24 protein-coding genes are annotated in these 25655 nt (G+C 71.8%); 17 read left to right on the top strand and 7 right to left on the bottom strand.

Annotated features, from left to right (window positions below):
• The first annotated feature begins 338 nt into the window (after window positions 1-338).
• The 3 genes from MOTC310_RS14645 (at window position 339) to MOTC310_RS14635 (ending at window position 4001) form a co-directional block, all read left to right on the top strand.
• Window positions 339-854 (top strand): DUF4188 domain-containing protein, encoded by a 516-nt coding sequence (locus MOTC310_RS14645; RefSeq protein ID WP_331302304.1) that lies wholly within the window; start codon window positions 339-341, stop codon window positions 852-854.
• A gap of 150 nt (window positions 855-1004) precedes the next feature.
• Window positions 1005-2345, top strand: coding sequence for an LLM class flavin-dependent oxidoreductase (locus MOTC310_RS14640; protein WP_331302303.1), 1341 nt, complete (start codon window positions 1005-1007; stop codon window positions 2343-2345).
• Window positions 2346-2513: 168 nt separating this feature from the next.
• Window positions 2514-4001 (top strand): HWE histidine kinase domain-containing protein, encoded by a 1488-nt coding sequence (locus MOTC310_RS14635; protein ID WP_331302302.1) that lies wholly within the window; start codon window positions 2514-2516, stop codon window positions 3999-4001.
• Between the two features lie 28 nt (window positions 4002-4029).
• Here the strand turns inward: MOTC310_RS14635 and MOTC310_RS14630 are convergent, their stop codons facing one another.
• The 6 genes from MOTC310_RS14630 to MOTC310_RS14605 form a co-directional block, all read right to left on the bottom strand.
• The gene (locus tag MOTC310_RS14630) at window positions 4030-4596 is read right to left on the bottom strand and encodes a cytochrome b (protein ID WP_331302301.1); all 567 of its coding nucleotides are present in this window, start codon (window positions 4594-4596) and stop codon (window positions 4030-4032) included.
• Entirely contained in the window at window positions 4593-5741 is a 1149-nt protein-coding gene (locus MOTC310_RS14625) for an acyl-CoA dehydrogenase family protein (RefSeq protein ID WP_331302300.1), read from the bottom strand. Before MOTC310_RS14625 ends, MOTC310_RS14630 begins: the two co-directional genes overlap by 4 nt.
• 272 nt (window positions 5742-6013) lie before the next feature.
• The gene (locus tag MOTC310_RS14620; protein ID WP_331302299.1) at window positions 6014-6904 is read right to left on the bottom strand and encodes a LysR family transcriptional regulator; all 891 of its coding nucleotides are present in this window, start codon (window positions 6902-6904) and stop codon (window positions 6014-6016) included.
• A gap of 74 nt (window positions 6905-6978) precedes the next feature.
• Window positions 6979-7443 (bottom strand): nuclear transport factor 2 family protein, encoded by a 465-nt coding sequence (locus MOTC310_RS14615; RefSeq protein ID WP_331302298.1) that lies wholly within the window; start codon window positions 7441-7443, stop codon window positions 6979-6981.
• A 124-nt stretch (window positions 7444-7567) separates the two neighbouring features.
• Entirely contained in the window at window positions 7568-9631 is a 2064-nt protein-coding gene (locus MOTC310_RS14610) for a 2Fe-2S iron-sulfur cluster-binding protein (protein WP_331302297.1), read from the bottom strand.
• 58 nt (window positions 9632-9689) lie between these two features.
• Window positions 9690-10307 (bottom strand): glutathione S-transferase family protein, encoded by a 618-nt coding sequence (locus MOTC310_RS14605; RefSeq protein ID WP_331302296.1) that lies wholly within the window; start codon window positions 10305-10307, stop codon window positions 9690-9692.
• 410 nt (window positions 10308-10717) lie between these two features.
• Between MOTC310_RS14605 and MOTC310_RS14600 the strand changes: the two genes are divergently transcribed.
• The 12 genes from MOTC310_RS14600 to eutC all read left to right on the top strand — a co-directional run bounded on the left by MOTC310_RS14600 (window position 10718) and on the right by eutC (window position 22356).
• On the top strand, window positions 10718-11872 hold the full coding sequence (locus MOTC310_RS14600; protein ID WP_331302295.1) for a transporter substrate-binding domain-containing protein: 1155 nt from the start codon (window positions 10718-10720) through the stop codon (window positions 11870-11872).
• Window positions 11869-12510 carry an ANTAR domain-containing response regulator gene (locus MOTC310_RS14595; RefSeq protein ID WP_331302294.1) on the top strand — a complete coding sequence of 214 codons (642 nt, stop codon included), beginning with the start codon at window positions 11869-11871 and terminating at the stop codon, window positions 12508-12510. The genes MOTC310_RS14600 and MOTC310_RS14595 overlap by 4 nt, the downstream gene beginning before the upstream one ends.
• A gap of 83 nt (window positions 12511-12593) precedes the next feature.
• A complete protein-coding gene (locus MOTC310_RS14590; RefSeq protein ID WP_419539915.1) occupies window positions 12594-13793 on the top strand; it encodes an urea ABC transporter substrate-binding protein in 1200 nt (399 codons plus the stop codon).
• Between the two features lie 103 nt (window positions 13794-13896).
• A complete protein-coding gene (locus MOTC310_RS14585) occupies window positions 13897-14769 on the top strand; it encodes an ABC transporter permease subunit (RefSeq protein ID WP_331302292.1) in 873 nt (290 codons plus the stop codon).
• A 22-nt stretch (window positions 14770-14791) separates the two neighbouring features.
• On the top strand, window positions 14792-15850 hold the full coding sequence (locus MOTC310_RS14580; RefSeq protein ID WP_331302291.1) for a branched-chain amino acid ABC transporter permease: 1059 nt from the start codon (window positions 14792-14794) through the stop codon (window positions 15848-15850).
• Window positions 15850-16593, top strand: a complete 744-nt coding sequence (locus MOTC310_RS14575) for an ABC transporter ATP-binding protein (protein ID WP_331302483.1) — start codon at window positions 15850-15852, stop codon at window positions 16591-16593. Before MOTC310_RS14580 ends, MOTC310_RS14575 begins: the two co-directional genes overlap by 1 nt.
• Window positions 16586-17296 carry an ABC transporter ATP-binding protein gene (locus MOTC310_RS14570; RefSeq protein ID WP_331302290.1) on the top strand — a complete coding sequence of 237 codons (711 nt, stop codon included), beginning with the start codon at window positions 16586-16588 and terminating at the stop codon, window positions 17294-17296. Before MOTC310_RS14575 ends, MOTC310_RS14570 begins: the two co-directional genes overlap by 8 nt.
• A gap of 32 nt (window positions 17297-17328) precedes the next feature.
• Window positions 17329-18321, top strand: coding sequence for an acetamidase/formamidase family protein (locus MOTC310_RS14565; RefSeq protein ID WP_273559263.1), 993 nt, complete (start codon window positions 17329-17331; stop codon window positions 18319-18321).
• A 21-nt stretch (window positions 18322-18342) separates the two neighbouring features.
• On the top strand, window positions 18343-19104 hold the full coding sequence (locus MOTC310_RS14560; RefSeq protein WP_331302289.1) for an SDR family NAD(P)-dependent oxidoreductase: 762 nt from the start codon (window positions 18343-18345) through the stop codon (window positions 19102-19104).
• Window positions 19105-19363: 259 nt separating this feature from the next.
• Window positions 19364-20068, top strand: a complete 705-nt coding sequence (locus MOTC310_RS14555) for a L,D-transpeptidase (RefSeq protein ID WP_331292722.1) — start codon at window positions 19364-19366, stop codon at window positions 20066-20068.
• Window positions 20069-20165: 97 nt separating this feature from the next.
• Window positions 20166-21569, top strand: coding sequence for an ethanolamine ammonia-lyase subunit EutB (locus MOTC310_RS14550; protein ID WP_331302288.1), 1404 nt, complete (start codon window positions 20166-20168; stop codon window positions 21567-21569).
• 52 nt (window positions 21570-21621) lie between these two features.
• Complete coding sequence (gene eutC / locus MOTC310_RS14545) at window positions 21622-22356, top strand: ethanolamine ammonia-lyase subunit EutC (protein WP_331302482.1); 735 nt, start codon at window positions 21622-21624, stop codon at window positions 22354-22356.
• A gap of 24 nt (window positions 22357-22380) precedes the next feature.
• Here eutC and MOTC310_RS14540 read toward each other — a convergent pair whose 3' ends face one another.
• Window positions 22381-23337 (bottom strand): GlxA family transcriptional regulator, encoded by a 957-nt coding sequence (locus tag MOTC310_RS14540; protein WP_331302287.1) that lies wholly within the window; start codon window positions 23335-23337, stop codon window positions 22381-22383.
• A gap of 204 nt (window positions 23338-23541) precedes the next feature.
• Between MOTC310_RS14540 and solA the strand changes: the two genes are divergently transcribed.
• Window positions 23542-24705, top strand: coding sequence for an N-methyl-L-tryptophan oxidase (solA, locus tag MOTC310_RS14535; protein ID WP_331302286.1), 1164 nt, complete (start codon window positions 23542-23544; stop codon window positions 24703-24705).
• Between the two features lie 71 nt (window positions 24706-24776).
• Window positions 24777-25619 (top strand): transporter substrate-binding domain-containing protein, encoded by an 843-nt coding sequence (locus MOTC310_RS14530; RefSeq protein WP_331302285.1) that lies wholly within the window; start codon window positions 24777-24779, stop codon window positions 25617-25619.
• Window positions 25620-25655 lie beyond the last annotated feature (36 nt).

Genomic DNA, 25655 nt, shown 5'->3' with positions numbered 1-25655 from the left:
GCTGTGGTTGTCCTGGGGGGAGGGGCATTCATGGTCGAACAGTACATCCGCGCGCGGGCTCGGCCGCGGTCCCGGCCAGACCGGGCGGATCGCGCCGGCCCGAACGAGCCGACGGCGAGGCCGGGGATCCCCGCGACGCTCGCGCGGCGGCGTCCTGCTCCGTCGAGGGCGCGCGCGGCCGTGCGGCCCCGTCCGCGAGGTGCCGGAATCTGCTCGGCACCGGGGGGGGGCGCGGACCGTAACCGCCACGGCGGGCGAATATTGCCCGACGACGTCGTCGTCGCGTATTCTCGGCGTCCGGGGCCGGCATGGATCGGCCCGCCAGGGAAGGCGCGACGATGGGCGCGAACGGGCGACACGCGGTCCCGGATTTCTCGGGCTACCCGGACCTCGTCGTGATCTACCTGGGCATGAAGGTCCGGAACCTCGCCGGCGTGAAGACCCTCCTCGGCTTCGGTCCGCGCATCGACATGGTCGGCGCGACGCGGCCGGAGGGCCTGCTGCATTACGAGAACAACATCATCTTCAGCCTGCGCCCGCTGCATGTCGGCATGCGCTGGTACTGGCAGGACATCGACAGCATGGTCGCCTGGTCCAAATCCGAGCCGCATCGGATCTGGTGGCGGGACTTCCTGCGGGACACGCGCGGCGTCGGCATCTGGCACGAGACCTACCACATGCGCGGCGGCATGGAGGCGATCTACCACGACGTCGCGAAGCCGGTCGGGTTCTCGGCCTTCATGCCGATGCAGGAGGCCCGGGGCTCGCTGGCGGCGCGGCACGCGCGTCACGCCACCTCCGACCTGCGCGATCTTCCCGCCGAGAACGCGCCGGACGCGTCCCTCCCGCGCTGAGTCGCGCCCGCTGCACATGCCGGACCCTCGCGCTGTCACGGCCCGCTGTGCCGCGTGCGCGACGCCGGCTTCGCCCGTGCGGGAAGGTCGGCTAGACACCGTCCCGTTCGAGAGGCACGGAGCCGATCAGGCACGATGACGGGCGGTTCGATGAGACAGGGTACCCTGCGCCTCGGCGCGTTCTTCTACGCGACCGGCCATCACGTCGCCGGCTGGCGTCATCCCTCGAGCGAGGCCGACGGCGGCCTGGTCCTGGAGCGCTATGTCGGCTGGGCGCGGCGGGCCGAGGCCGCGAAATTCGACCTCATCTTCCTGGAGGACGGAACCGGGATCCGGGACCTCGACCTGCGGTCGAGCGAGCGCACCGCGCGCTCGACCCATTTCGAGCCCCTGACCCTGCTGTCGGCCCTGGCCGCGGTGACGAGCCGGATCGGTCTCGTCGCCACCACCTCCACCACCTTCAACGAGCCCTACAACGTCGCGCGCCGGTTCGCCTCCCTCGACCACCTCAGCGGCGGACGGGCCGGCTGGAACCTCGTGACCTCCGCGACCGACGCGGAGGCGGCGAATTTCGGCGGCGACCGGATCGCCCGCCACGCCGATCGCTACGAGCGCGCCGAGGAGTTCGTGGACGTGGTCCTCGGTCTCTGGAACACCTGGGACGACGGCGCCGTGATCATCGACCGCGCCAGCGGGCAGTTCTCGAAGCCGGACGGCTTCCGACCGCTGAACCACCGGGGCAAGCATTTCGAGGTCCGCGGGCCGCTCAACATCTCGCGCACGCCGCAGGGGCAGCCCGTGCTGGTGCAGGCCGGCTCGTCGGGGCCCGGCAAGGACCTCGCCGCGCGCACCGCCGAGATCGTGTTCACGGCGAACCAGACGCTGGACGAGGCGGTGGCCTTCTACGGCGACCTGAAGGCCCGCATGGCCCGGTTCGGCCGCGCGCCCGACGACCTGAAGGTCATGCCGGGGCTGTTTCCCGTCGTCGGCCGCAGCGAGGCCGAGGCGCGGGCGAAGTTCGAGGCCCTGCAGGATCTCATCGATCCCGTGGTCGGCCTCGCGCTGCTCGGCCGCATGATCGGCGGCCACGACCTGTCGGGCTACGACCCGGACGGGCCCGTCCCGGAACTGCCCGAGACCGACGGCATCAAGTCGCGCCAGCAGCTGATGTTCGACCTCGCGCGCCGCGAAGGCCTGACCCTGCGCCAGCTCTACCTGCGCATCGCCGGCGCGCGCGGGCACTCGCAGATCGTCGGCACGCCCGCCCAGATCGCGGACGAGATGGAGGAGCGGTTCCGGGCCGGTGGCGCGGACGGCTTCAACATCATGCCGCCGACGCTGCCCGGCGGCCTCGACGACTTCATCGCGCTGGTCCTGCCGGAACTGCGCCGCCGCGGCCTGTTCCGGACCGAGTACGAGGGCCGGACGCTCCGGGATCATCTCGGCTCGCGCCCGCCGGCCGGGTTCGGCCCCGGTCCGGCCGCGGTGTAGCGGCGGCGGGCCTCCCGCACGGCCCGGTCCCGCCCGGCCGCGGCGCCCCGGTCCCCTGCGGCGTCTCGGCCCGCGTCACGGTTGCGCACAAGCGATCCGCGCTGTGGTACAGGCTCGCGACAAGGCCGAAGGCCGCCAGCGGCAAGTCGTGGCAGGGACGACGGGGCATTGACGGATCAGCAGGAACGCACGCGCTTCGAGGCGGAATTCGCCCGGACCGAAGCGAGTACAGACCCCTTCGTCTCCGCCGTGCGGGCGACGCGGATGCCGATGCTGATCACCGATCCTCATCAGCCGGACAATCCGATCGTCTTCGTCAACGCCGCCTTCTCCCGGCTGACCGGGTACGGCCACGACGAGATCATCGGCCGGAACTGCCGGTTCCTGCAGGGGCCCGAGACCAGCAAGGCCGATATCGCAAAGATCAGGGCGGCGATCGCCCGCCGCGTGCCGATCGAGATCGAGCTCTTGAACCACAAGAAGGACGGTGAGGTCTTCTGGAACCGGCTCCTGATCTCGCCGGTCTTCGACCGCGACGGGGAGCTGACCTACTTCTTCGCGTCGCAGTTCGACGTGACGCTGGAGCGGGACAAGCTCGCGCGGATGCAGCGCGACCGGGAAGCGCTCGAGCAGGAGGTGGAGCGCCGGACCCGGGACCTCACCCGCAGCGAGGAGCGGCTGCGGTTCATCTTGAAGGCCGGACGTTTCGGCTCGTGGACCCTCGATCTCGCCGGCATGCGGCTCGTGGCCTCCGACACCTGCAAGGAGAATTTCGGTCGGGCGGCGGGCGACCCGTTCAGCTACGAGGACCTGATCGCCGCGATCGACCCCGAGGACCGGCACCGGATGCAGGCGGCAGTGCAGACCTCGATCCACGAGCACAGCGACTACGACATCGAGTACCGGGCGCGCACGCCGAGCGGTGAGCTGCGCTGGCTGCAGATCCGAGGACAGACCTTCTACGACTCGGTCGGCCAGCCGCTGAGCATGGCCGGCGTCTCGATCGACGTCACCGAGCGCAAGCGCGCGGAGGAGCACCGCACCCTCCTGGCCGACGAGCTGAACCACCGCGTGAAGAACTCGATGGCGACCATGCAGTCGATCGCGCACCAGACCCTGCGCAACGCCGCCTCCCTGGAGGAGGCGCACAGGACCCTCGACGCGCGGCTGCACTCCCTCTCGGCGGCCCACGACGTTCTGACCCGCGAGAGCTGGATCGGCGCCACGCTCAACGTCGTCGTGGAGGGCACGCTCCAGGCGTTCCGCGGCGGCGCGAGCCAGCGCTTCCTGATCAACGGCCCGGTGGTGTGGCTGACGCCGCGCCTGACCCTCGCCTTCACGATGGCGCTGCACGAACTCGCGACCAATGCGGTGAAGTACGGCGCCCTCTCGAACGACCGGGGACGGGTGATCCTGAACTGGGACGTGGTGGACGGGGCGAGGCCGGCCCATCTCTGGTTCCGGTGGGAGGAGGTGGGCGGACCCGCGGTGACGGCGCCGGCCCGCGGCGGGTTCGGCACGCGCCTCATCGAGCGGGCGCTGGCCGCCGAGATGGGCGGCTCGGCGGAGATCGAGTACCGGCCGCGCGGCGTGGTCTTCACGCTGGACGCGCCGCTGCCCGACCGGGCGCCCGCCGCGGCGGAGGCGCGGGCCTGAGCATCGCGCGCCGCGCGCCCGCCGCCGGTCAGGTCATGCGCGTCAGGACGGTCTCGTTCCAGAGCCTGCGGTGCAGGAACGCCATCGCGGCGTGGCCGAGCACCACGATGAGGAGCGTGAAGCCCAGCCAGTAGTGGAGCAGATCGGCGGGCAGCATCATCCACTCGATCTTCGTCTCGCGCGCCGGCATCACCGGGATGCCGTAGGGCGCGAAGGGCTTGCCCGATCCGTACTGGCGCAGCAGCGCGAGGCTCGGGACCAGGACCATCAGGAGATAGATCAGCCCGTGACCGGCCGCGACGGCGCGTCCCGGAGCTCCCGGATGTGCGGGGCGACGGTGGAGGTTCGCGAGCCCCCAGAATCCGCGCACGAGCACGAGCACGAACAGGGTGAAGCCGAGGGTGAAGTGGCTGCCGCCGACGAGGCGCGTGAGCGCCGCGTCGCCGATCGTGACGTAGAGCAGCGCGCCCGCGAATTGCCACGCGAACAGGGCGGCCATCAGCCAGTGGAGGCCGCGGCTGACGCGGCCGTAGCGCCGCGGCGAGTCCAGCCAGACGGTTGGCGGCGCGGCGGGGTGGCCTCTCGGCCCTGTCATGCGGCGTTCTCGGTCCACAGATCCCCGCCCATGCCGCCGCTGCGCAGGATCTCGGAGGCCGCGCTGGTGAGCGCGTGATCCGGTCCGGGCTGGCGCAGGTAGGTGGCAAGGTCGCGCGACCGCCGCTCCAGCGGATGGCCGCGCAGGAAGCCCTGCAGGCCGACGGAGCGCTGGGCCAGCTGCAGGACGTCGAGGCCCGCGCGTTCGACGGCGAGGCGGACCAGGTTGATGTAGGCGACGACGCGCTCCGGCGGCATCGCCGCGTCCGAGGCCACCCGCGCCCCGCGCTCGACCCAGAGCCGCGCGCCCTCGACCGCGATGGCGCCCTCGCCGAGGCGCGCCAGCTGGTGTGGATCGCCGCCCCGGCCGAGGCGGTCGAGATGGCCGCGCCACGCGTCGAACACTGCCTCGATGCCGCCGAGCTGCACCGCCGCGAAGCGCCACGCGCCGCCCGAGAAGGCCGGTTGCCGGAAGTAATCGTCGGGCTCGCCCAGGATATGATCGGCCTCGAAGGCGAGGCCGGTGAAGTCGACGGTGCCGGTCGCCGAGGCGCGCATGCCCTGCGCCCGCCAAGCGGAGAGGTCGGCCCGCGTGCCGGCCTCGAGCGGCACCACCATCATCGCCGTGCCGGCCCGGCCCGGGTGCCGGGCGGTGACGAGGGCGCGGGTGACGAAGCCGGCGCCCGACGCGAAGGTCTTCGCGCCGCGGAGATGGCCGTCGGCATCCGGGCCCTCGATCCGCAGGCCGCCCTCGGCCGGCTCGGTGTTCCAGACGCCGAACAGATGGCCGGCGCGCGCGTCGGCGAACAGGCGGGTTCGCCTGTCGGGCGTGCCGTAACGGGCGATGAGCTGCAGGGCGTTGACGTGCCCCTCGTAGAGCCGGCCGAGAGCGAGGCTCCCGTAGCCGACCAGCCGCAGAACCTCCGCCAGGGCACCGGCGCCCGGCTCCGTCCCGAGGCCCGCGCCGCCATGGTCCACCGGGACGGGCGCTGCGAGGAGCCCCAGGCGGACGAGGTCGGCGATGTCGTCCTGCGGGAAGCCGTGGTCGTGATCCTGGGCGTCCGCGCGCGCGGACGCCGCGGCGGCGATCTCGCGGGCGGCCGCCTCGGACTCGTAGAGCGGATCCAGGCGGGTCCACTGATCCATGCGCCTGTCTCCTCTCAGACCGCGACCGGGCAGGGCGGCGTGCGCGCCGCAGGCCGCCATTCCGGCCGCGTCGCGGCCCCGACATCCGGGCGGGCGGTCGATGAAGCGCGGCCGCGCACGGTCGCGCGCTCGGGTGTCGTCACGTATGGGCCCCCATTGCCCGCAGAAGATGCGGGAGATCCTGAAAAACTAACTTAAGACTGGGCCATCCTTTCCTCCGCCGCGGCTGCGACCAATGCGACCGAGGCGATCGCCGCCGGTCCGGTCCAAGATCAGTTCAGCGTCCGGTTGGCGCGCAGCCGCGACACCGCCAGGTCGACGAAGGTCCGCACCTTCGCGGGCGCGTGCCGGCCCTCCGGGTACAGGACGTGGACGGGCAGCGGCGCCTCCTCGTAATCGGCGAGCACGATCTGCAGGCGGCCGTCGCGCAGGTCCGGTCCGATCTGGTAGTTCAGGACCCGCGCCAGTCCCCAGCCCGAGCGGGCGGCGCCGATCGAGACCTCGTTGGTGTTGCCCACCAGCGCCGGGTGGACGACCACCCGCTCGTTCCGGCCGAACCGCCATTCCGGCGACGCGAAGGCGCCGGTGGAGACGGCGATCCGGTGCCGCTTCAGATCCGCCGGCTTCGCCGGCACGCCGTGCCGCGCGAAGTAGTCCGGGGCGCCGCAGATGACGTGGCGAACCGACCCGACCCGGGCGGCCGTGACGCCGGAGTCGGTCAGGTGGCCGATGCGGATCGCGACGTCGATCCCCTCCTCGACGATGCTGACCGGCCGGTCGACGAAGAGGGTCCGCGCCGCCATGGTCGGGTAGGTGTCGAGGTAGTCGGTGACGATCGGGAGAACGTGCATCCGCCCGAACAGGACCGAGGCCGTCACGGCCAGCGTGCCCGAGGGCGTCGCGTTGGAGCCGGCCGCCGCCGATTCCGCCTCCGCGATGTCGGACAGGATCCGGCGGCAATCCTCGTAGTACCGGCTGCCCGCTTCCGTGAGCTTCACGGAGCGGGTCGTGCGGATCAGGAGGCGGGCGCCGATGGTCTCCTCGAGCGCGGCCACGGCGCGCGTCACGGCCGGCGGGCTCATGTGCAGGAGGCGGGCGGTCTGCGCGAAGCTCGCCGTCTCGGCGACCTTGGCGAAGATGCGCATGGCCTGCCACCGATCCATGGCCTCGCTCCCGTGTTGGGCGGCCGGGCCGCGACGCTCACACCCGGTCCGGCCTCGCGCGCCGGCCCGAACGGTCAGAAGCCGAAATGGCTGAGGCCCGGATGATCGTCCGGTCGGCGGCCGAGGGGCCAGTGAAACTTGCGGTCCGATTCCGCGATGGGCAACTCGTTGATGCTGCTGTGCCGATAGCGCATCAGCCCGTCCTCGGCGAACTCCCAGTTCTCGTTGCCGTAGGCCCGGAACCAGTGGCCGCTGTCGTCGCGGTACTCGTAGGCGTAGCGCACGGCGATCCGATTGCCGGTGAAGGCCCAGAGCTCCTTGATGAGACGGTAATCGAGTTCCCGGTTCCACTTGCGGGTCAGGAACGCCTCCACCTCCTGCCGCCCGTTCAGGAACTCGGCGCGGTTCCGCCAGCGGGTATCGGCCGTGTAGGCCAGCGCGACCTTGGCCGGGTCGCGGCCGTTCCAGCCATCCTCGGCGAGGCGGACCTTCACGATCGCGCTCTGCTCGTCGAAGGGCGGCAGCGGCGGACGGGACATGGGGGACTCCTCGGGGTCTCGGGATGAAGGGGGCTCAAGGCTCCGGCATCGGCGCGGCGCAGAATGATCTGGCTGCGCCGGTCCCGGAAGGCTAAAAACGGCGCGGAACACGGCGTATCGCGCGTCAGAGCGCGAGCTGCACCCGGTCCGTGCCCGCGGCGGGCACGGCCGAGCAGATCAGCACCTCGTCCGCCGCCACGGCGGCGCTCGGCTCCTTCAGATAGGTGACCGCGCCGGCGAGCAGCTTGGTGCGGCAGGTCCCGCAGCTTCCCTCGCGGCAGCTGAACGCCGGTGCGAGGCCGCGGGCCTCGGCGAGGTCGAGGAGGCTGCCCGCATCCGGCGTCCAGCGCGCCTCCTTGCCGGTGTCGAGGAAGGCGACGGGCACCGTCTTCGTGGAGGCGGGCGGGCGCGGCGGCGCGGCCGCCGCCGTTCCCGCCTCGCGGACCAGTCCCGAGGGGCCGAACGCCTCCGCGTGGATCCGGTCGTCCGCCACGTTGAGGCCGCGCAGCCCGTCGTAGAGCGCCTGCGTGAAGGCCGATGGTCCGCAGAGGTAGAAATCGTAGTCGTCGAAGGCCAGGAGCCGGGTGAGCAGTGCCATGTCGACCCGGCCCGCGGCCTCGTAATCGACGCCCGCTCGCGCGTCGGACACATCGCTCAGGACCCGCACGATCCGGACGGCACCCTGCGCCGCCGCGGCCAGTGCGGATAGCTCGCCGTCGAAGGCGCGGTCCGCGCGGGCGCGGGCGGCGTAGACGAGGGTGGTCGGCCGGATCCTGCGGGTGCGCAGGCCCTCGTAGACCACGTGCCGGAGCATCGCGAGCAGCGGCGTGATCCCGACACCGCCCGCCAGCAGCACCGCGGGACGCGCCGCGCGCGCGTCGAGGACGAACCCGCCATCCGGCGCGCGCGCCTCGATGACGTCCCCGACCCGGACGCGGTCGTGGAGATGCCGCGAGACCGCGCCGTCGCGCTTCACGCTGATCCGGTAGGCCGGATCCGAGGGCGCGACCGAGAGCGTGTAGGTGCGGATGACCGGCGCCTCCGCCCCGGGAAGCGTCACCCGGATCGGGAGATGCTGCCCCGCGCGGTGCGGGAGCCGACCGGCCCCGTCGTCCGGGGTCAGGTGGAAGGACCGGATGGTGCGGCTCTCGTCGACGATCTTCGCCACCCGGAACGGCCGCCACTGCGCCGCGCGCCCGGCCGCCCGGACGCGGTCGGCGGCCTCCGACCAGTCGCCGGTCATCAGCGCGTTCGGCGACCAGCCGTCCGGCCGGAACGACCAGCGCAGCGGCAGCGCGCCGCGCCGGCGGATCACCCGGCGCGGCCGGAAGCTCCAGAGCCGCTCGGCGCCCTGGAAGGCGGCGATCTCGGGCGAGTCCAGGATCACCGCGGCGTCGCCGGTGAGGTGCAGCAGATCGCCCGTCTCGAAATCGGCGAAGACCAGGCCGGCCTTCCCGTTGACGTGGATATTGCCGAGCGTGGCGAAGAACAGGTTGCCGGCGAAATCCGGGATGGTCAGCGTGCCGTCCGCGGCGACGCGGACGAATCCCGCCTTGCCGCCGCGATGCGAGACATCGACCTGGCGCCGGTCCGCGCGCTCGGCGTAGGACGCCACGAAGAACGTGTCGGCCGCCGCGATCAGGCCGCGCGCCGCGCCGTCGAGCTCCGCGCTCTCCTCGGCCGGGACCGGGGCCGGGACGCCCGGGTCGCGGACGAAGGACACGTCGCGGCGCTGGATGTATTGCGGGCAATTCCCGAAGCTCTGGTCGACGTCGAAGTGCAGGACCCCGCCGGCCGTGGACCGGATGATCCCGTTGACGCGGTTGCGGCGGCGGCTGTCCAGCTCGATGCCGAGGAGACCGAGGGCGTCGCCGTCCCGAATCCCCTCGGCCGCGGGGTCGCCCGGATCGGGCCGCGCGGCGATGTCGAGGGTCGTGGCCGAGGGCGAGGTGATGAAGCCGGGGCCGCCGGCCAGGAGCGTGGCCCAGGCATCGCCGTGCCGGTCGACGCTGCCCAGCACGATGAACGGGATCTGCGCGTAGAAGGCCCGGTGCTGATCGGGCATGAAGTCCCGCACCACCCTCTGGCCGATCGCCGCCATCCGGTCGGCGGCGCCGACCGATTCCTGAATGGACGTCTCGCCGGCATGCCATGTCGGCAGCTTCGCAAGGGTCTGACCGTCAGCCATCTCCGCCTCCTCCACGCGGGTCCGCTCCCCGGGCGCGGGTGCACCCGGGGCTTGCCGGTCACGCCGCGGCCGTGAGGCCGGCCGCGGTCTCGGCGAAGGGCACGAAGCCGGGGAGACCCTCGACCCGGCGCAGGAAAGCCTCGACCCGCGGGTAGCCCGACAGGTCGACGTTCCCCTCGGGGGCGCGGGCGAGGTAGCTGTAGACCGCCACATCCGCGATGGTCGGCCGCTCGGCCGCGAGCCAGTCCCGGCCGTCGAGATGCGCCTCGAGCCGCCCCAGGAGCGTGTGTGCCCGGGCGATCACCTCCTCCGGGTCGAACTTGGCGCCGAAGACGGTGATCAGCCGCGCGGCTGCCGGCCCGTAGGCGAGCTCGCCCGCCGCGACCGAGAGCCAGCGCTGAACCGCCGCCGCGGCGCGCGGATCCTCGGGCAGCCAGTCGGACCGGCCGAGCCGCTTCGCGGCGTAGACGAGGATGGCGTTGGAATCGGAGACGATCACGCCGTCGTCGTCGAGCACCGGGACCTGACCGAACGGGTTCATCGCGAGAAAGGCCGGTGTCTTGTGCGCGCCCGCTCTCAGATCGACCTCGATCAGCTCGTGCGGCGCATCAATCAGCGACAGGAACAGGCGCGCCCGGTGCGCGTGGCCCGAGAGGGGATGGTGGTAGAGCTTCATGACCGTGATCTCCGTCGCTGGCCGGGATCGCCCCGGGCCGTGTCAGGAGAATGCCGCCCCGTCCGATCGCGCAGAATACGCGTTCTGCACAGTTCATCATTCCGGAAAGTGGAATGGTGGGTCCGACCCGCGGCGTCGCCGTCGGGGCGCCGCTTCCGCGTCCCGGCCGCCATCCGCCCCGGCGCGACCGGCCTCGGCATCGCCCGAGCCACCGACACGCCAAGCAATCATCAAGACGCCGCTTCTGAAAAGACTGCCCGGCACTTGACACCGGCGCCATAACCGAGGAGCCTAGTTTTCGAGCGCGGGGCAAAGCTGCCCAGTTTCGCGCCAATACGTCACAATCTTGTACGGCGATGCCGCCCGCAGTGCTCCCGCACTGGCGGGCTTCTTGCGTTCTGAAGGGTTGCATGGACCTCAGCCATCACCGCATCGGCATCCTGTTCTCCGCGGAGGGTCCGTACGGTCTCGTCGGGCGCGCGATGCGGAACGGCGCGCTCCTGGCGGTCGAGGAGGTGAACGCGCAGGGCGACTGCGTCCTCGAGCCGGTGATCCGCGATCCGCAGGGCGCCCTCGCGGGCTACGTCGCCGGCGCCGAGCGGCTCCTCGATTCCGGGATCCGCCACGTCGTCGGCTGCTACACCTCCTCCAGCCGCAAGGAGATCATCCCGATCTTCGAGAAGCGCGACGCTTTGCTCTGGTATCCGTCGCATTACGAGGGCTTCGAGACCTCGGCGAACGTGGTCTACACCGGCGCCGCACCGAATCAGCACATCGTCCCGCTGGTGCGGCACCTGCTCGCCCGGGGCGGCCGCACGGCCTTCTGCGTCGGCTCCAACTACATCTGGGCTTGGGAGAACAACCGGATCCTGCGCGAGACGCTGGCGATCGCCGGCGGCCGGGTCGCGGGCGAGCGCTACCTCGCGGTGGGCGAGACCGCCTTCGATCAGGTGATCGAGGCGATCCTGGCCGCGAGGCCGGATTTCGTCTTCAGCACGCTGATCGGCATCTCGGCGTACCGCTTCTTCCGCGACTTCCGGAGTGCCTGCGCGGCGCGCGGCATCGACCAGGCGCGGACCATGCCGGTGGCGAGCTGCAGCCTCGCCGAGCCGGAACTGGAGGCGATCGGGCCTGAGGCGGTCGACGGCCACCTGTCCTCCAGCGTCTACTTCACGTCGATCGACACGCCCCGCAACCGCGCTTTCATGGCGGCCTACGCGGCGCGCTTCCCCGAGGGGCCGACCCCCTCGGCGGATGCCGAGGCCTCGTACATCGCGGTGCATCTCCTGGCGCGGGCGCTGGTGCGGGCGGGGACCGAGGACGCCGCGGCAACGCGCCGGGCGGCCTGCGCCGACGAGTTCGAGGCCCCCCAGGGGCCGGTGCGCCTGGACGAGACCACGCTCCACGCCTGCCTGACACCCCGGATCGGCCTCTCGACGGCGTCGGCCCGCTTCACCATCGTGGCGCAGGCCGAGGAGCCGGTCGCGCCGGACCCCTACCTCGTGCGCAGCGATCCGCGCGTCGTGCCGGTAAGCCGGCGCCCGCGCCTGCGGGTGGTGCCATGACGACGCCCCGGCTGATCCAGAACTTCAGCGGCGCGCAGGCCCTGCTGATCGCGCCGCCGAGCACCGCCACGGACGTCCTGGCGGGGACCCTGATGAAGCTCGGGCTCAGCGTGGCGTCGGTCGTCCCGGCCGGCGAGGCGCCGTGGCTCGATTTCGCGATCCTCGATCCCGAGCACCACATCGTCATCGTGGACGGCGACCTGCCGCTCCCGGGCCTCGCGGCGAGTGCCGTCCCCGACCTGCCCCCGGTGCCGGTGGTCGGGCTCGTGGGCGTCGAGGCGCCGAGCCGGCTCAAGGGGCTTCTCCAGCTCGGCGCCACCGGCCTGCTGCGCAAGCCGATCCACGGCGCCTCGGTCTACGCGGCCCTGTTCCTCGCGGTGAACGAGCACAACCGGCGTCGCCTGCTGGAGGAGCGCCTGGCCCGCCACGAGGAGCGGCGGCGCGGCCGGCGCCACGTCGTCAAGGCGATCCTGCGGCTGATGCAGGAGCACGGCCTCGACGACGACGCGGCCTACGAGGCCCTGCGCCGCGACGCCATGCGCGCCCGGCAGCCGCTCGAAGCCTACTGCGAGGCGCTCGTGCGCGCCCGTCCGTCCGTCGCGGCGCCGGCCGCCGCGCCGCGGCTCGCCCGATCCTGAAATTACGTCGCCACCCCCGAAGACGAGGACGCCCGATGTCGAGAACGCCCCGCGGATCCCGCCTGTCCGCCCTCGCGGCCGCCATGCTCGCGAGCGCATCCCTGGCCGCCCCCGCGGCCCGCGCCGCCGACCCGATCAAGCTCGGCGTCCTCGAGGACCAGTCCGGCGACTTCGCGCTCGCGACCATCGGCAAGGTCCACGGCATCCAGCTCGCCGCGGACGAGATCAACGCCGCGGGCGGCATCGCCGGGCGCAAGCTGGAGCTCGTGATCTACGACACGCAGTCCGACAACACGCGTTATCAGGAATTCATGCGCCGGGTACTCCAGCGCGACAAGGTCAACGCCGTCTTCGCGGGCTTCTCCAGCGCGTCCCGCGAGGCCTACCGGCCGATCGTCGACCAGCTCGACGGCTTCGCCTTCTACAACAACCAGTACGAGGGCGGCGTCTGCGACGGCCACATGGTCGTCACGGGCGCGGTGCCGGAGCAGCAGTTCTCGACGCTGATCCCGTGGATGATGGAGAAGTTCGGCAAGCGGGTCTACACGATCGCGGCCGACTACAATTTCGGTCAGATCTCGGCCGAGTGGGTGCGCAACATCGTCAAGGAGAACGGCGGCGAGATGGTCGGGGAGGAGTTCATCCCCCTCGGCGTGTCGCAGTTCTCGCAGACGATCCAGAACATCCAGAAGGCCAAGCCCGACATCCTGATGACGCTGCTCGTCGGGACCGCGCAGGCCTCCTACTACGAGCAGGCGGCGGCCGCGAACCTGAAGGTGCCGATGGGCTCCTCGGTCAATATCGGACAGGGCTACGAGCACAAGCGCTTCCAGCCCCCGAGCCTCGCCAACATGTACGTGACCACGAACTACATCGAGGAGGTCGACAGCCCGTCGAGCAAGGCCTTCCTGGCCAAGTGGAAGGCGAAGTTCCCGAACGAGCCCTACGTGAACCAGGAGGCCGAGAACTCCTACCTCGCGGTCTACCTCTACAAGCAGATGGTCGAGCGGGCGAACGGCTCGACCAAGCGCGCCGACCTGCGCAAGGTCATCGCGGCGGGCGACGTCTGCGTCGACGCGCCGGAGGGCAAGGTCTGCATCGACCCGAAGAGCCAGCACGCCTCCCACACGATCTACCTCGCGAAGGTCGACGAGAAGCACGCGATCTCCTTCCCGAAGACCTGGGACAACATCCAGCCCTACTGGCTCGGGAAGGCCGGCTGCGACCTGACGCAGAAGGATCCGATGGCGCAGTACACGCCGAGCAGCCCGCCGAAGCCCTGAGCCGCCGGGACGGATATCCGCGCGCGGCGGCCCCGGGCCGGAGACGACGCGACATCGCCGGGGCCGAGGCCCCGGCCCACAGCCATCACGAACGGGCCTCCGGATGGACCTGCTGACCCACGCCTTCACGTTCCTCTACCAGATCGGCGACGCGTTCTCGTTCCTGGTCCTCTCCGCCTGCGGCCTCGCGGTGGTGTTCGGCATGATGGGCGTGATCAACCTCGCGCACGGCGAGCTGATCATGTGCGGCGCCTACGTCACGGCGGCGACCACGCGGGCGGGGCTGCCGCTGCCGCTGGGGATCCTGGCCGGCGCGCTCGCGGCCGGAGCCGTCGGCATGGTGATGGAGCGCCTCGTCATCCGCCACCTCTACGGGCGGCCCCTCGACACGATCGTGGCGACCTGGGGCATCAGCCTCGCGGCGACGCAGGGCACGCTGATCCTGCTGGGCTCCAGCATGCCGGGAATCGGCACGCCGCTCGGCAGCTTCACGCTCGGCGGCTACTCCTACTCGACCTACCGGGTGGTGCTGATGGTCGCCGCCGTCGCGGTGCTGGCCGGTCTCTACCTCGCCTTCAACGCCACCCGCTTCGGGACGCTCGCCCGCGCCACCATCCAGGTGCCGCACATGGCTGAGGCCCTCGGGGTCGACACGCGCACCGTCTACGCCCTGACCTTCGGCCTCGGCGCGGCGCTGGCGGGCCTCGCGGGCGGGCTCTACGCGCCGACCATGACCATCGTGCCGACCATGGGGACGACCTTCATCATGGAGGCCTTCGTCACGGTGGTGGTCGGGGGCGCCGACATCTTCCTCGGCACGGCGCCGGCGGCGCTGGTCCTCGGCACAGTGCGGGCGCTGCTCACGACGTGGCAGGGCCAGCTCTTCGGGCAGATCGGGCTCCTCGTCGCGGTGATCCTCGTGATCCGGGTGCTGCCGCGGGGCATCTCGGGCCTGATCCTGCGCGAGCGGGCCTGAGGCCATGGCGATGATTCCGGCCATGACCTCGGCGAAGACCCTGCTCCGGCGCCTCGAGGGCCCGCAGACCCTGGGGCGCGGCCCGGCCTTCTGGACCGCCTTCGCGCTCGCGGTCGCCGCCGCGGTGGCCTATCCGTGGTTCGCGGACGGCTACACGGTCGGCAACACGGCGTACTTCTTCTGCTGGGTGTTCATGGCGCTCGGCCTGTGCCTGATCTGGGGCTACGGCGGCGCGCTCAGCTTCGGCCAGACCGCCTTCTTCGGCCTCTCCGGCTACGCCTACGGCGTGCTCACCCTCAACGTCGGCGCCGCCTACGGCTTCACCCTGGCGGCCCTGGTGCTGGCGGTGGCGCTCTCGGCCGCGATGGCGGCGCTGCTCGGCTACTTCCTGTTCTTCGGCCGCATCGGCGGCGTCTTCCTCGGCATCATCACCCTGTCGGTGACGCTCGCCCTGGAGCGCTTCATGGCGCAGACCGCCGGCCCGGAATGGAAGATCGGGGCGGCGCGGCTCAACGGCTACAACGGCATGAGCGGCATGCCGCCCCTGACCGTGCCGTGGCCCGACGGCGACGTCGTGCTATTCCCCGACGTCGCCCTCTACTACGGCCTCCTGGGCCTCCTGATCGTCGTCTACCTCGCGCTGCGCATCCTGGTGAACGCCCGGTTCGGCAACGTGCTGGTGGCGATCCGCGAGAACCCGGAGCGGGCCGAGATGCTCGGCTACGACGTGCGGCGCTACCAGCTCGCCGCCTTCGTGATCGGCTCGGCCCTCGCGGGGCTGAGCGGCACCCTCTACACCGCCTGGGGCCAGTACATCACGCCCTCCAGCATGGGGCTCACCGCCGCCGCGCTGCCGGTGATCTGGGTCGCGGTCGGCGGCCGCGGCGACCTGACGGCCACGCTCATCGGCACGCTCCTGGTGCTCGGCGGCTTCCAGGCGCTGACGATCTACGGCAGCCAGTACGCCCTGGTGGTGATGGGCCTGCTCCTCGTCGTGGTGGTGCTGGCGGCGCCCGACGGCCTCGTGGTGGCGGCCCTGCGCGGGCTCGGCCGCCTGCGTCGCCGGGAGGCCGGCCGATGATTCCGCTCCTCGAGACCCGCGGGCTCAGCAAGCATTTCGGCGGGCTGCACGTCACCAACGACATCGACTTCGCCCTCGCGGCGGGGGAGATCCACTGCCTGATCGGGCCGAACGGCGCCGGCAAGAGCACCTTCTTCCGCCTGCTGCTCGGCGAGTACGCGCCGGAGCGCGGGCAGATCCTCTACGCCGGCGAGGACATCACCGCGCTCAAGCCCTTCGCGCGGATCCGGCGCGGCATGAGCGTCAAGTTCCAGGTGCCGGGCATCTTCCCGAGCCTGTCGGTGGCGCACAACCTGGAGATCGCCCTGCAGCACCATCTCGAGGGCGCCTCGCTCGGCGCCGAGATCCGCCGGCTGCTCGCTTTCCTCAACCTCACCGCGGCGGCCTCCGACCGGGCCGGCGCCCTCAGCCACGGGCAGAAGCAGTGGCTGGAGATCGGCATGGCGATCAGCCTCAAGCCGCGCCTGCTGCTCCTCGACGAGCCGACCGCCGGGATGTCGCCGGACGAGACCTTCGCCACCGGCGCGATGGTGCAGGCGCTCAACCGCGACGGCGTCGCGGTCCTGGCCATCGAGCACGACATGGCCTTCGTCCGGCAGATCGCCCAGCGGGTGACCGTGCTCCATGTCGGGCGCATCTTCGCCCAGGGCACCACCGACGCGATCATCGCGGACGAGCGGGTCGCCGCGATCTACCTCGGGGAGGCGGACGCGCCGCCGCTGCGGAGCGTCGCCGATGCCTGAGCCGCTCCTCGCGACGACCGGCCTGCGCGCCGGCTACGGCGGCAAGCCCGTGCTGCAGGGCGTCGACCTCGCGGTCCGGCCCGGCGAGATCGTGGCGGTGATCGGCCGCAACGGCGTCGGCAAGTCGACGCTGATGCGCAGCCTCGTCGGGCTCTTGCCCGCCTCCGCGGGCGGTATCGCGTTCCGCGGCGCGGCCGTGGAGGGGCTCGCCGCCCACCGGCGCGCCCGCCTCGGCATCGGCTACGTGCCGCAGGGCCGCGACGTCTTCCCGCGCATGAGCGTCGCCGACAACCTGACGGTCGGCGCGTCGCTGCTGCCGAAGGGCGAGCGGCCGGATTACGAGCGCGCCTTCGGGCCGTTCCCGATCCTGCGGGAGCGGCGCGGGCAGCGGGCGGGGACGCTCTCGGGCGGCCAGCAGCAGCAGCTCGCCATCGGCCGCGTCCTCGTCGGCGGGCCGGCGCTGATCCTGCTCGACGAGCCCTCCGAGGGCATCCAGCCATCGGTGGTGCAGCAGATCGGCCGCACCCTGGTCGATCTCAACCGCCGCACCGGGGTGACGATCGTGTTCGTGGAGCAGAACCTCGACCTGATCCGCGCCATGGCCCAGCGCAGCTACGTCATGGACAAGGGCCGGATCGTCGCGGAACTGACGGCCGGTGACCTCGACGACCGCGACCTCGTGCGGCGCCACCTCGCCGTCTGACGACACGGCAGACAACCAAGGGAGAGACGACCATGCAGTGGCTCGACCAGTCCATCATGGCCCGCAAGGGCGTCGCCGGCGGCAAGCCCGGCCGGGAGCACACGATCACCGAGGCCGAGCAGGGCCGCTACCACTACGTGTACGGGCCCTTCGCCGAGCCGGTGCTGACCGTCGATCCCGGCGCCGTCGTCACCGTCGAAACCCACGACGCCTTCGAGGGCAAGATCCGCCACGAGACCGACAGCCCGACGCAGATCCTGAACTTCCCGTACCTCAACCCGCAGAACGGGCCGATCTACGTCAACGGCGCCGAGAAGGGCGACTGCCTCGCGGTGGCGATCCGCTCGATCCGGCCGCGCGGCCCGCAGCCCTGCGGCACGACGCTGATCATGCCGGAATTCGGCGGCCTCGTCGCCACCGGCGACACCGCGCTCCTCAATCCGCCGCTCCCCGAGCGGGTGCGCAAGCTCGAGGTCACGGCCGAGAATGGCGTGCGCTGGAACGACCGGATCACGCTGCCCTACCAGCCGTTCATCGGCACGATCGGCACCTCGCCGGAGATCGAGGCGATCTCCTCGCTGCAGCCGGACTATTACGGCGGCAACATGGACCTGCCGGACGTGGGCGTCGGCGCGGTGATCTACCTGCCGGTGAATGCGAAGGGCGCGCTCCTCTACCTCGGCGACTGCCACGCCGCGCAGGGCGACGGCGAACTCTGCGGCGTCGCGGTGGAGCACCCGACCCACACGACGGTGCAGATCGACCTGATCAAGGGCTGGACCTTCCGCTGGCCGCGGCTCGAGACCGAAGACTTCTACATGACGATCGGCTCGTCCCGGCCGATGGAGGACGCGGCGCGCATCGCCTACCGGGAGCTGATCCGCTGGCTCGCCGCCGATTTCGGCTTCGACGAGATCGACGCCTACATGCTGCTCACGCAGTGCGGGCGCGTGCGGCTCGGCAACATGGTCGATCCGAAATACACGCTCGGCGCCTCGATCACGAAGGCGATCGCCCACGCCTGACCGGCGACGGAGGAGGACGGCATGGATCTCGGGCTCAGAGGCCGCCGGGCGCTGGTGACCGGCGGCACCAAGGGGATCGGCGCGGCGATCGTCGACCTGCTGGCCGACGAGGGGGCGGCGGTCGCCCTCTGCGCCCGCAACGGAGCGGAGGTCGCCGCCAAGGTGGCGGCCCTGCGCGCCAGGGGCGTGGCGGCGACCGGGCGCGCCGTCGACGTCGCCGATCCCGCCGCCCTGCGCGGCTGGGTGGTCGAGGCCGCCGATGAGCTCGGCGGCCTCGACATCGTGGTGCCGAACGTCAGCGCGCTGGCGGTCGGCAGCGACGAGGCGGCGTGGCGCAGCGGTTTCGCGGTCGACATGATGGGCACCGTCACGGCGGTCGAGGCGGCGATGCCGTACCTCGAGCGCTCCGAGGCCGGCGCGATCGTCGTCATCTCCAGCGTCTCCGGGCGCGAGATCGACTTCGCGGCGGGGCCCTACGGCGCCTTCAAGGCGGCGCTGATCCACTACGCGCAGGGCCTGGCCTTCCAGCTCGCGCCCCGGAACATCCGGGCCAACTCGGTCTCGCCCGGCAACACCTACTTCGCGGGCGGCGTCTGGCACCAGATCGAGACCGGCAACCCCGCGCTGTTCGCCGAGGCGCTCCGGCTGAACCCGACGGGACGGATGGCGCGGCCGGAGGAGGTGGCCCGCGCGGCCGTGTTCCTGGCGAGCCCGGCGGCGAGCTTCATCACCGGCACCAACCTCGTGGTCGACGGCAGCCTGACCCGCGGCGTGCAGTTCTGACTCCGCCGACAGGCGTCGCCGTCCGGGGGGCGCCTGCGGCAGTCGAAGCACGCGCGGCACATTCGATACGCAAGTTCGACAACGAAGTCTGGAGATCGCGAGGATCCACCACACTTGCGACGCATTTCGGCCGCTCTCGGCTCTGTAAGGACAAGCTTGCCAGGTGCGCTGGCACGCGGCACTCTCGAGCTTGGCCGTTCGCGCGGCAAAGGCACGCCGCGCGGTCGCGCCGGGCTGCAGGACAGGGAAGTCCAGGGCGATGATGACGGACGATCGCATGGCCGGCGGCCTCGACGGGCGCGGGCATCCGGAGCGCGAGGCCGGGCGTCTGAGCCGCCGGTCGTTCCTGGCCGGCTCGGCCCTGGGGATCGGCGCCCTCTCGCTCGGCGGGTGCGGGACGACCGACACCCTGCTCATGGCCGAGGCGGCGAAGACCTACGGGCCGATGCCGAACGAGAAGTTCCCGATCCCGGCGGTCGACGTCAGCAAGGTCAACCCGAAATACTACCGGCGGACGGTCCAGTACGCCTCGTCGGAGGCGCCCGGCACGATCGTGGTCGATCCCGCCAACTACTACGTCTACCGCATCGAGGGCGACGGCACCGCCACGCGCTACGGCGCCAATGTCGGCCGCCAGGGCTTCCTGTGGAACGGCGACGCCTATGTCGGCCGCAAGTCCGAATGGGCGACCTGGACCCCGCCCAAGGAGATGATCCGGCGCCAGCCCGAGGCCGCGAAATACGCCCGCGGCATGCCCGGCGGCCTCGACAACCCGCTCGGCGCCCGCACGCTCCACCTCTACCAGAACGGCGCCTACACGCTCTACACGATCTACGCGAGCAGCGACGCCGAATCGATCGGCACGGGCATCACCAGCGGCTGCGTCGGCCTGCTCAGCCAGGACATGATCCACCTCTACGCCCGCACGCCGGTGAAGACGAAGGTGGTCGTGCTGCCGGCCTGAGGGCGGGCAGCGCCCGCGCCGTCCCCGCTTCCCGGCGGCCCCGACATCCTGCAGGATCGGGCTCGCTGACGTCCGACAGCGCGCCGGGAGCGCCCGCATGGCCTACGCGACGACGATCGAAGGCACACGCTTCACTTTCCCCGACCTGCGCAGCCTGCTCGCCAAGGCCACGCCGGAGCGCTCGGGCGACCAGCTCGCCGGCCTCTGCGCGGAGGGCCCGGTGGAGCGCCTGGCCGCGCAGATCGCCCTCGCGGACCTGCCGCTCAAGACCTTCCTGGCCGAGGAGCTGATCCCCTCCGATCAGGACGAGGTCTCGGACCTCATCGCCCGCCGGCACGACGCGGCCGCCTTCGCGCCGGTCTCCGCCCTCACGGTCGGCGCCTTCCGCGAGTGGCTGCTCTCCCCCGCCGCCGACGCAACGGCGCTCGCCGCCCTGTCGCCCGGCCTCACGCCCGAGATGGTCGCGGCGGTCTCCAAGATCTGCCGGCTGCAGGACCTCGTCGCCGTCGCCGCCAAGCGGCCGGTGGTGACGCGATTCCGCTCGACCATCGGCCTGCCCGGCCGACTCGCGACCCGCAACCAGCCCAATCACCCGACCGACTCGTCCGAGGGCATCCTGATCTCGGCCCTCGACGGCCTGCTGATGGGCTCCGGCGACGCGGTCATCGGGGTCAATCCGGCGACCGATTCCCTTCCCGACTACATCCGCATCGTCGAGCTCCTGGAGACCCTGCGGCTGCGCCTCGACGTGCCGACCCAGCACTGCTGCCTCGGCCACGTCACGGTGGCGATCGAGGCCATGGCGCGCGGGGCGCCCGTCGATCTCGTGTTCCAGTCGGTGGCGGGCTCGCAGAAGGCCAATGCCGGCTTCGGCGTCGATCTCGCCGTCCTGCGTGAGGCCTCCGAGGCGGCCCGGTCGCTGGGCCGCTGCCCGGCGGGCGGTCAGTTCATGTATTTCGAGACCGGGCAAGGTTCGGCCCTCTCCGCGGACGCCAACTGGGGCGTCGATCAGCAGACCATGGAGGCGCGCGCCTACGCGGTGGCGCGGGAGTTCGACCCGCTCCTCGTCAACACGGTCGTGGGCTTCATCGGCCCCGAGTATCTCTACAACGGCAAGCAGATCATCCGCGCCGGGCTGGAGGACCATTTTTGCGGCAAGCTTATCGGCCTGCCGATGGGCGTGGACGTCTGCTACACCAACCACGCCGATGCCGACGGCGAGGACATGGACGCGCTCCTGACCCTGCTGTGCGCGGCCGGCGTCAACTTCGTCATCACCGTGCCGGGGGCGGACGACGTGATGCTGAACTACCAGTCGCTCTCCCACCACGACGCGGTCTTCGCCCGCGAGACCCTGGGTCGCCGTCCGGCCCCGGAATTCGAGGCGTGGCTGCGGGACGTGCGCATCACGGACGCGCAGGGCCGTTTGGCCAGCGCGGCGGGCGTGCTGCCCCAGGCCCTCGCCGAGGCGTCCCGGCTCCTGCCCGGGCGGGCCGCGTGAGCGACCCGGCCGAGCCGGCCCGCGCGGGCCCCCCGACGCTGCGCGACCTGACCTGCGCGGTCTGACCCAGGCCCGCATCGCGCTGGGCGCGCACGGCGCCGGCCTTCCGACCGGCGCTGCGCTCGCCTTCGGCCTCGACCACGCCCGCGCCCGCGAGGCGGTCTGGACGCCCCTCGACGCGGCCGCGATCCGCGAAGGGCTGCGGGCGCAGGGCCTCGACGCGGTGGAGGTCCGCTCCGCCGTGACCGACCGGGCGGAGTACCTGCGCCGGCCGGACAGGGGCCGCACCCTCGATCCGGAATCCGGGTCGGTGCTCGACGGGCACGGGGCGGGCTTCGACGTGGCGATCGTGATCGCGGACGGGCTGTCGGCGACGGCGGTCGCGCTGAACGCGGTCCCGGCGGCGGCGGCGCTGGCAGTGCGGGTGCGGCGGGCCGGCTGGCGTCTCGCGCCGGTGGTCGTCGCGAGCCAGGGACGTGTAGCGATCGGCGATCCGATCGGGGCGCGACTCGGGGCGCGCTGCGTCGTGGTTCTGATCGGGGAGCGGCCGGGCCTGTCGGCCTCCGACAGCCTGGGCTGCTACGTCACGTTCGGCCCAGCGCCGGGGCTGCCTGATTCCCGGCGGAACTGCATCTCGAACATCCGGGAGGGCGGCCTAGCGGTCGAGGCGGCCGCCGCGCAGATGGAGGCGCTGCTGCGGGCGATGCTGGCCCAGGGCACCAGCGGCGTCGCGCTGCGCCGAGACGATCCCGCAGACCCGAAGGCGCTGCCGGACGCGCGGGACTGACCGCTCGGACGACCCGGGCGGACGTCACGCGCGCTCCGCGGACGGGCTGCAGCCGAACTGGGACCGGTAGCAGCGGGCGAAATGGGCCGCGCTCGTGAAGCCGCAGGCCGTCGCGATCTCCCCGATCCTGAGCGGGCTCTGGCGCAGAAGGCGGCGTCCGTGGGCGAGGCGGATCGCCCTGTACTGGGCCGAGAAGCTGAGCCCGAGCTTGTCGAGGAACAGCCGGTCGAGGTGGCGCGGGCTTATCGCCGCGAGGCGCGCCATGGCGAGGCGGCCGAGCGGCGCCTCCACGGTCTTCTCCATCGTCTCCAGCACCGCCAGCAGAGCCGGATGGTGGATTCCGTAGCGCTCGACCGCGGAGGCCCGCTGCGGGTCGTCGGCGGCGCCGATGGCGGTGTGGAGGAACCAGTCGGAGACGCGCCGGGCGAAGGCCTCGCCCATGCGTTCGGCGATCAGGGCGTGGGCCATCTCCAGGGGCGCGACGCCGCCGCCGCAGGTCAGGCGATCGCCGTCGGCGACGTAGCGCGCCCGGCTCAGGCGCGCCTCCGGGAAGGTCTCGACCGTGGCACCGGCATATTCCCAGTGGAGCGTGAACGCGCGATCGGCCAGCAGACCCGCCGCGGCCATTAGGTAGGGACCGCCCGAGATGCCGCCGATGCGGACGCCGAGTCGGGCCATCCGCCGCAGGGTCGCGTGGATCTCGGGCCTGTCCCACCCGGTCGGCTCGCCGCCCGCGCAGACGAAGAGGGTGTGGAGGTGGCCGCGCTGGCGCGGCAGCGCCTCGGTGGGGACCTCGGCGCCCGACGAGGCGGCCACCCGGCCTTCCGACTCGCCGAAGTAGCGCAGGCGGTAGAGCGGCCGCCCGGCAAGTTCGTTGGCCGCCCGGAACGGCTCGCACCCCGAAGCGAAGGACAGCAGCGCGAAGCCGGGCACGAGGATGAAGCCGATCTCCTGTGGGCGATCCCCGGTCTCCGCCTCCATCTCGCACGCCCCCCTCCGCTCTTCGATGGCTCAAACGTGCAGGAAACCGTCCGTTTCAGTCAAACGCCCGCCTCGGCATTGATCATGCTGTGTGCCGTCTTCCCGTGCCGCGCGAGACCGCCCCCGGATGCCTCAACCTGCCGATCTGCCCCCGTTCCGCGCTGCCGCGGCGTCCCGACCCGGCAGCCTGCGGGCGTGCCGGCCGTGAGCCGCCGCTACGACGTCGCCGTGCTGGGTCTCGGCGCGATGGGCAGCGCCGCGCTCTACCAGCTGGCGAAGCGGGGCGCCGCGGTCATCGGGCTCGACCGCTTCGCGCCGCCCCACGCGCTCGGGTCGAGCCACGGCGAGACGCGGATCACCCGTCAGGCGGTCGGTGAGGGCGCCGACTACGTCCCCTTCGTCACCGCCTCGCACCGCATCTGGCGCGAGCTGGAAGCCGAGACCGGCGAGACCCTGCTGAACGCCTGCGGGGCGCTCGTCATGGCCCCGGGCCACGGCGTCTCCTCGCATCACGGCAAGCCGGACTTCGTCGGGCGCTCCATCAGCGCCGCGGAGGGCGCCGGCATCGTCCACGAGGTGCTGACAGGGGCGGAGGTGGCCCGCCGCTTCCCGCAATTCCTGAACCTCGCGGGCGACGAGAAGGCCTATTACGAGCCGGGCGGCGGCTACGTCTTCCCGGAGCGCTGCCTCGCGGCCCAGCTCGGCCGCGCGGAGGCCGCTGGGGCGGAGATCCGCACGAACTGCGCGGTGGTCGGGCTGCAGCAGGACGGGAGCGATGTCCGCATCGACACCGCGGAGGGGCCCGTCCTGGCCGACCGCGCCGTCGTGGCCGCGGGCGCCTGGACGGCGCCGCTGCTCGGGAGCCCGTTCGACCGGCTCCTGACCGTCCGCCGTCAGCTTCTGCACTGGTACGCGCTCGCGGACGAGACCGCCTACGGGCCGCATTCACCGGTCTTCATCTGGATGTACGGGACGAGCGACACGGAATACCTCTACGGCTTCCCGCCGCTCGACGGGTCCATCAAGGTCGCGACGGAGCAGTACAGCACCACCACCAGCGCCGACGGGGTGGAGCGCCGCGTCGACCCGTCCGAATCCGACGAGATGTACCGGCTGCGCGTCGCGAACCGGCTGGCCAGCGCGACCCCGGAGGTCGTCCAGGCCGCGGCCTGCGTCTACACGGTGACCCCCGACCGCGGCTTCATCATCGACCGGCATCCCGCGATGGACCGGGTCACGGTGGTCTCCGCCTGTTCGGGGCACGGCTTCAAGCACTCGGCCGGCATCGGCGAGGCCGTCGCCGCAGAGCTGGCCGGGACCGGCGGCACGGTCGATCTCAGCCCCTTCACCCTGGCACGTTTCAGTTGATGCGCCGGCTAATGGCTCGTGGATTGCTTGAAACCGTGCCAAGATCGGCCGACCCGAGCAGGAAAGACCCGATGCGACTCACGATCCGCACCCTTCTGACCACCGGTGCGATGGCCGCGCTCGCGGCGCTCTCGGCCGTCGCGCTGCCCGGCCGGGCCACGGCCGCTGACGGCGTCGACGCGATCAAGAAGCGCGGGACGCTGATCGTCGGCGTGAAGGCGGATTACAAGCCGTTCGGCTTCCGCGACCCGAGCGGGACGATCATCGGCCTGGAGCCCGACCTCGCCGCCGACCTCGCCAAGCGGCTGGGCGTCAAGCTCGAACTCGTGCCGGTGGTCTCGGCCAACCGGATCGAGTTCCTGCAGCAGGGCAAGGTCGACCTGCTGATCGCCACCCTGTCGGACAAGCCGGAGCGCCGCCGCGTCGTGCAGGCGATCGACCCGAACTACTATTCGGACTTCGTGAACGTCCTGCTGCCCAAGTCGTCCGGCATCACCGACTGGGCGCAGCTCAAGGGCAAGCCGGTCTGCGCCACCTCGGGGGCGTGGTACAACAAGGACGTCGCGCGGACCTACGGCGCCGAGATCGTCGCCTTCGACGGGTCCGAGAAGCCGCTCTTCGCGCTCAAGCAGGGCAACTGCATCGGCTACGTCTACGACCAGAGCATGCTGCAGGGTAAGCTGCTCGACGACGACTGGAAGGCCAATTACGCGCTGCCGCTCAAGGGCATCCTCGACGCCCCGTGGATGATGGCGGTGGCGCAGGGCAACACCACGCTCCAGGCCGCGGTCGAGGACGCCACCAAGGACTGGATGAAGACCGGCTTCATCGTCAACGAGGAGAAGAAGTGGGGCATCGAGCCGACCGCTTACTCCAAGGCGATGCACGAGAAGTACAAGAACGCGACCAACTGATGCGGTTCTGCGCGACAACACCGAGCGTTAGCCCGC

It is taken from the genome of Methylobacterium oryzae, from assembly GCF_036441375.1.
Taxonomy (GTDB): domain Bacteria; phylum Pseudomonadota; class Alphaproteobacteria; order Rhizobiales; family Beijerinckiaceae; genus Methylobacterium; species Methylobacterium oryzae_A.
The sequence above is the reverse complement of the archived record's forward strand: the minus strand, read 5'-3'. Positions and strand labels throughout refer to the sequence as shown.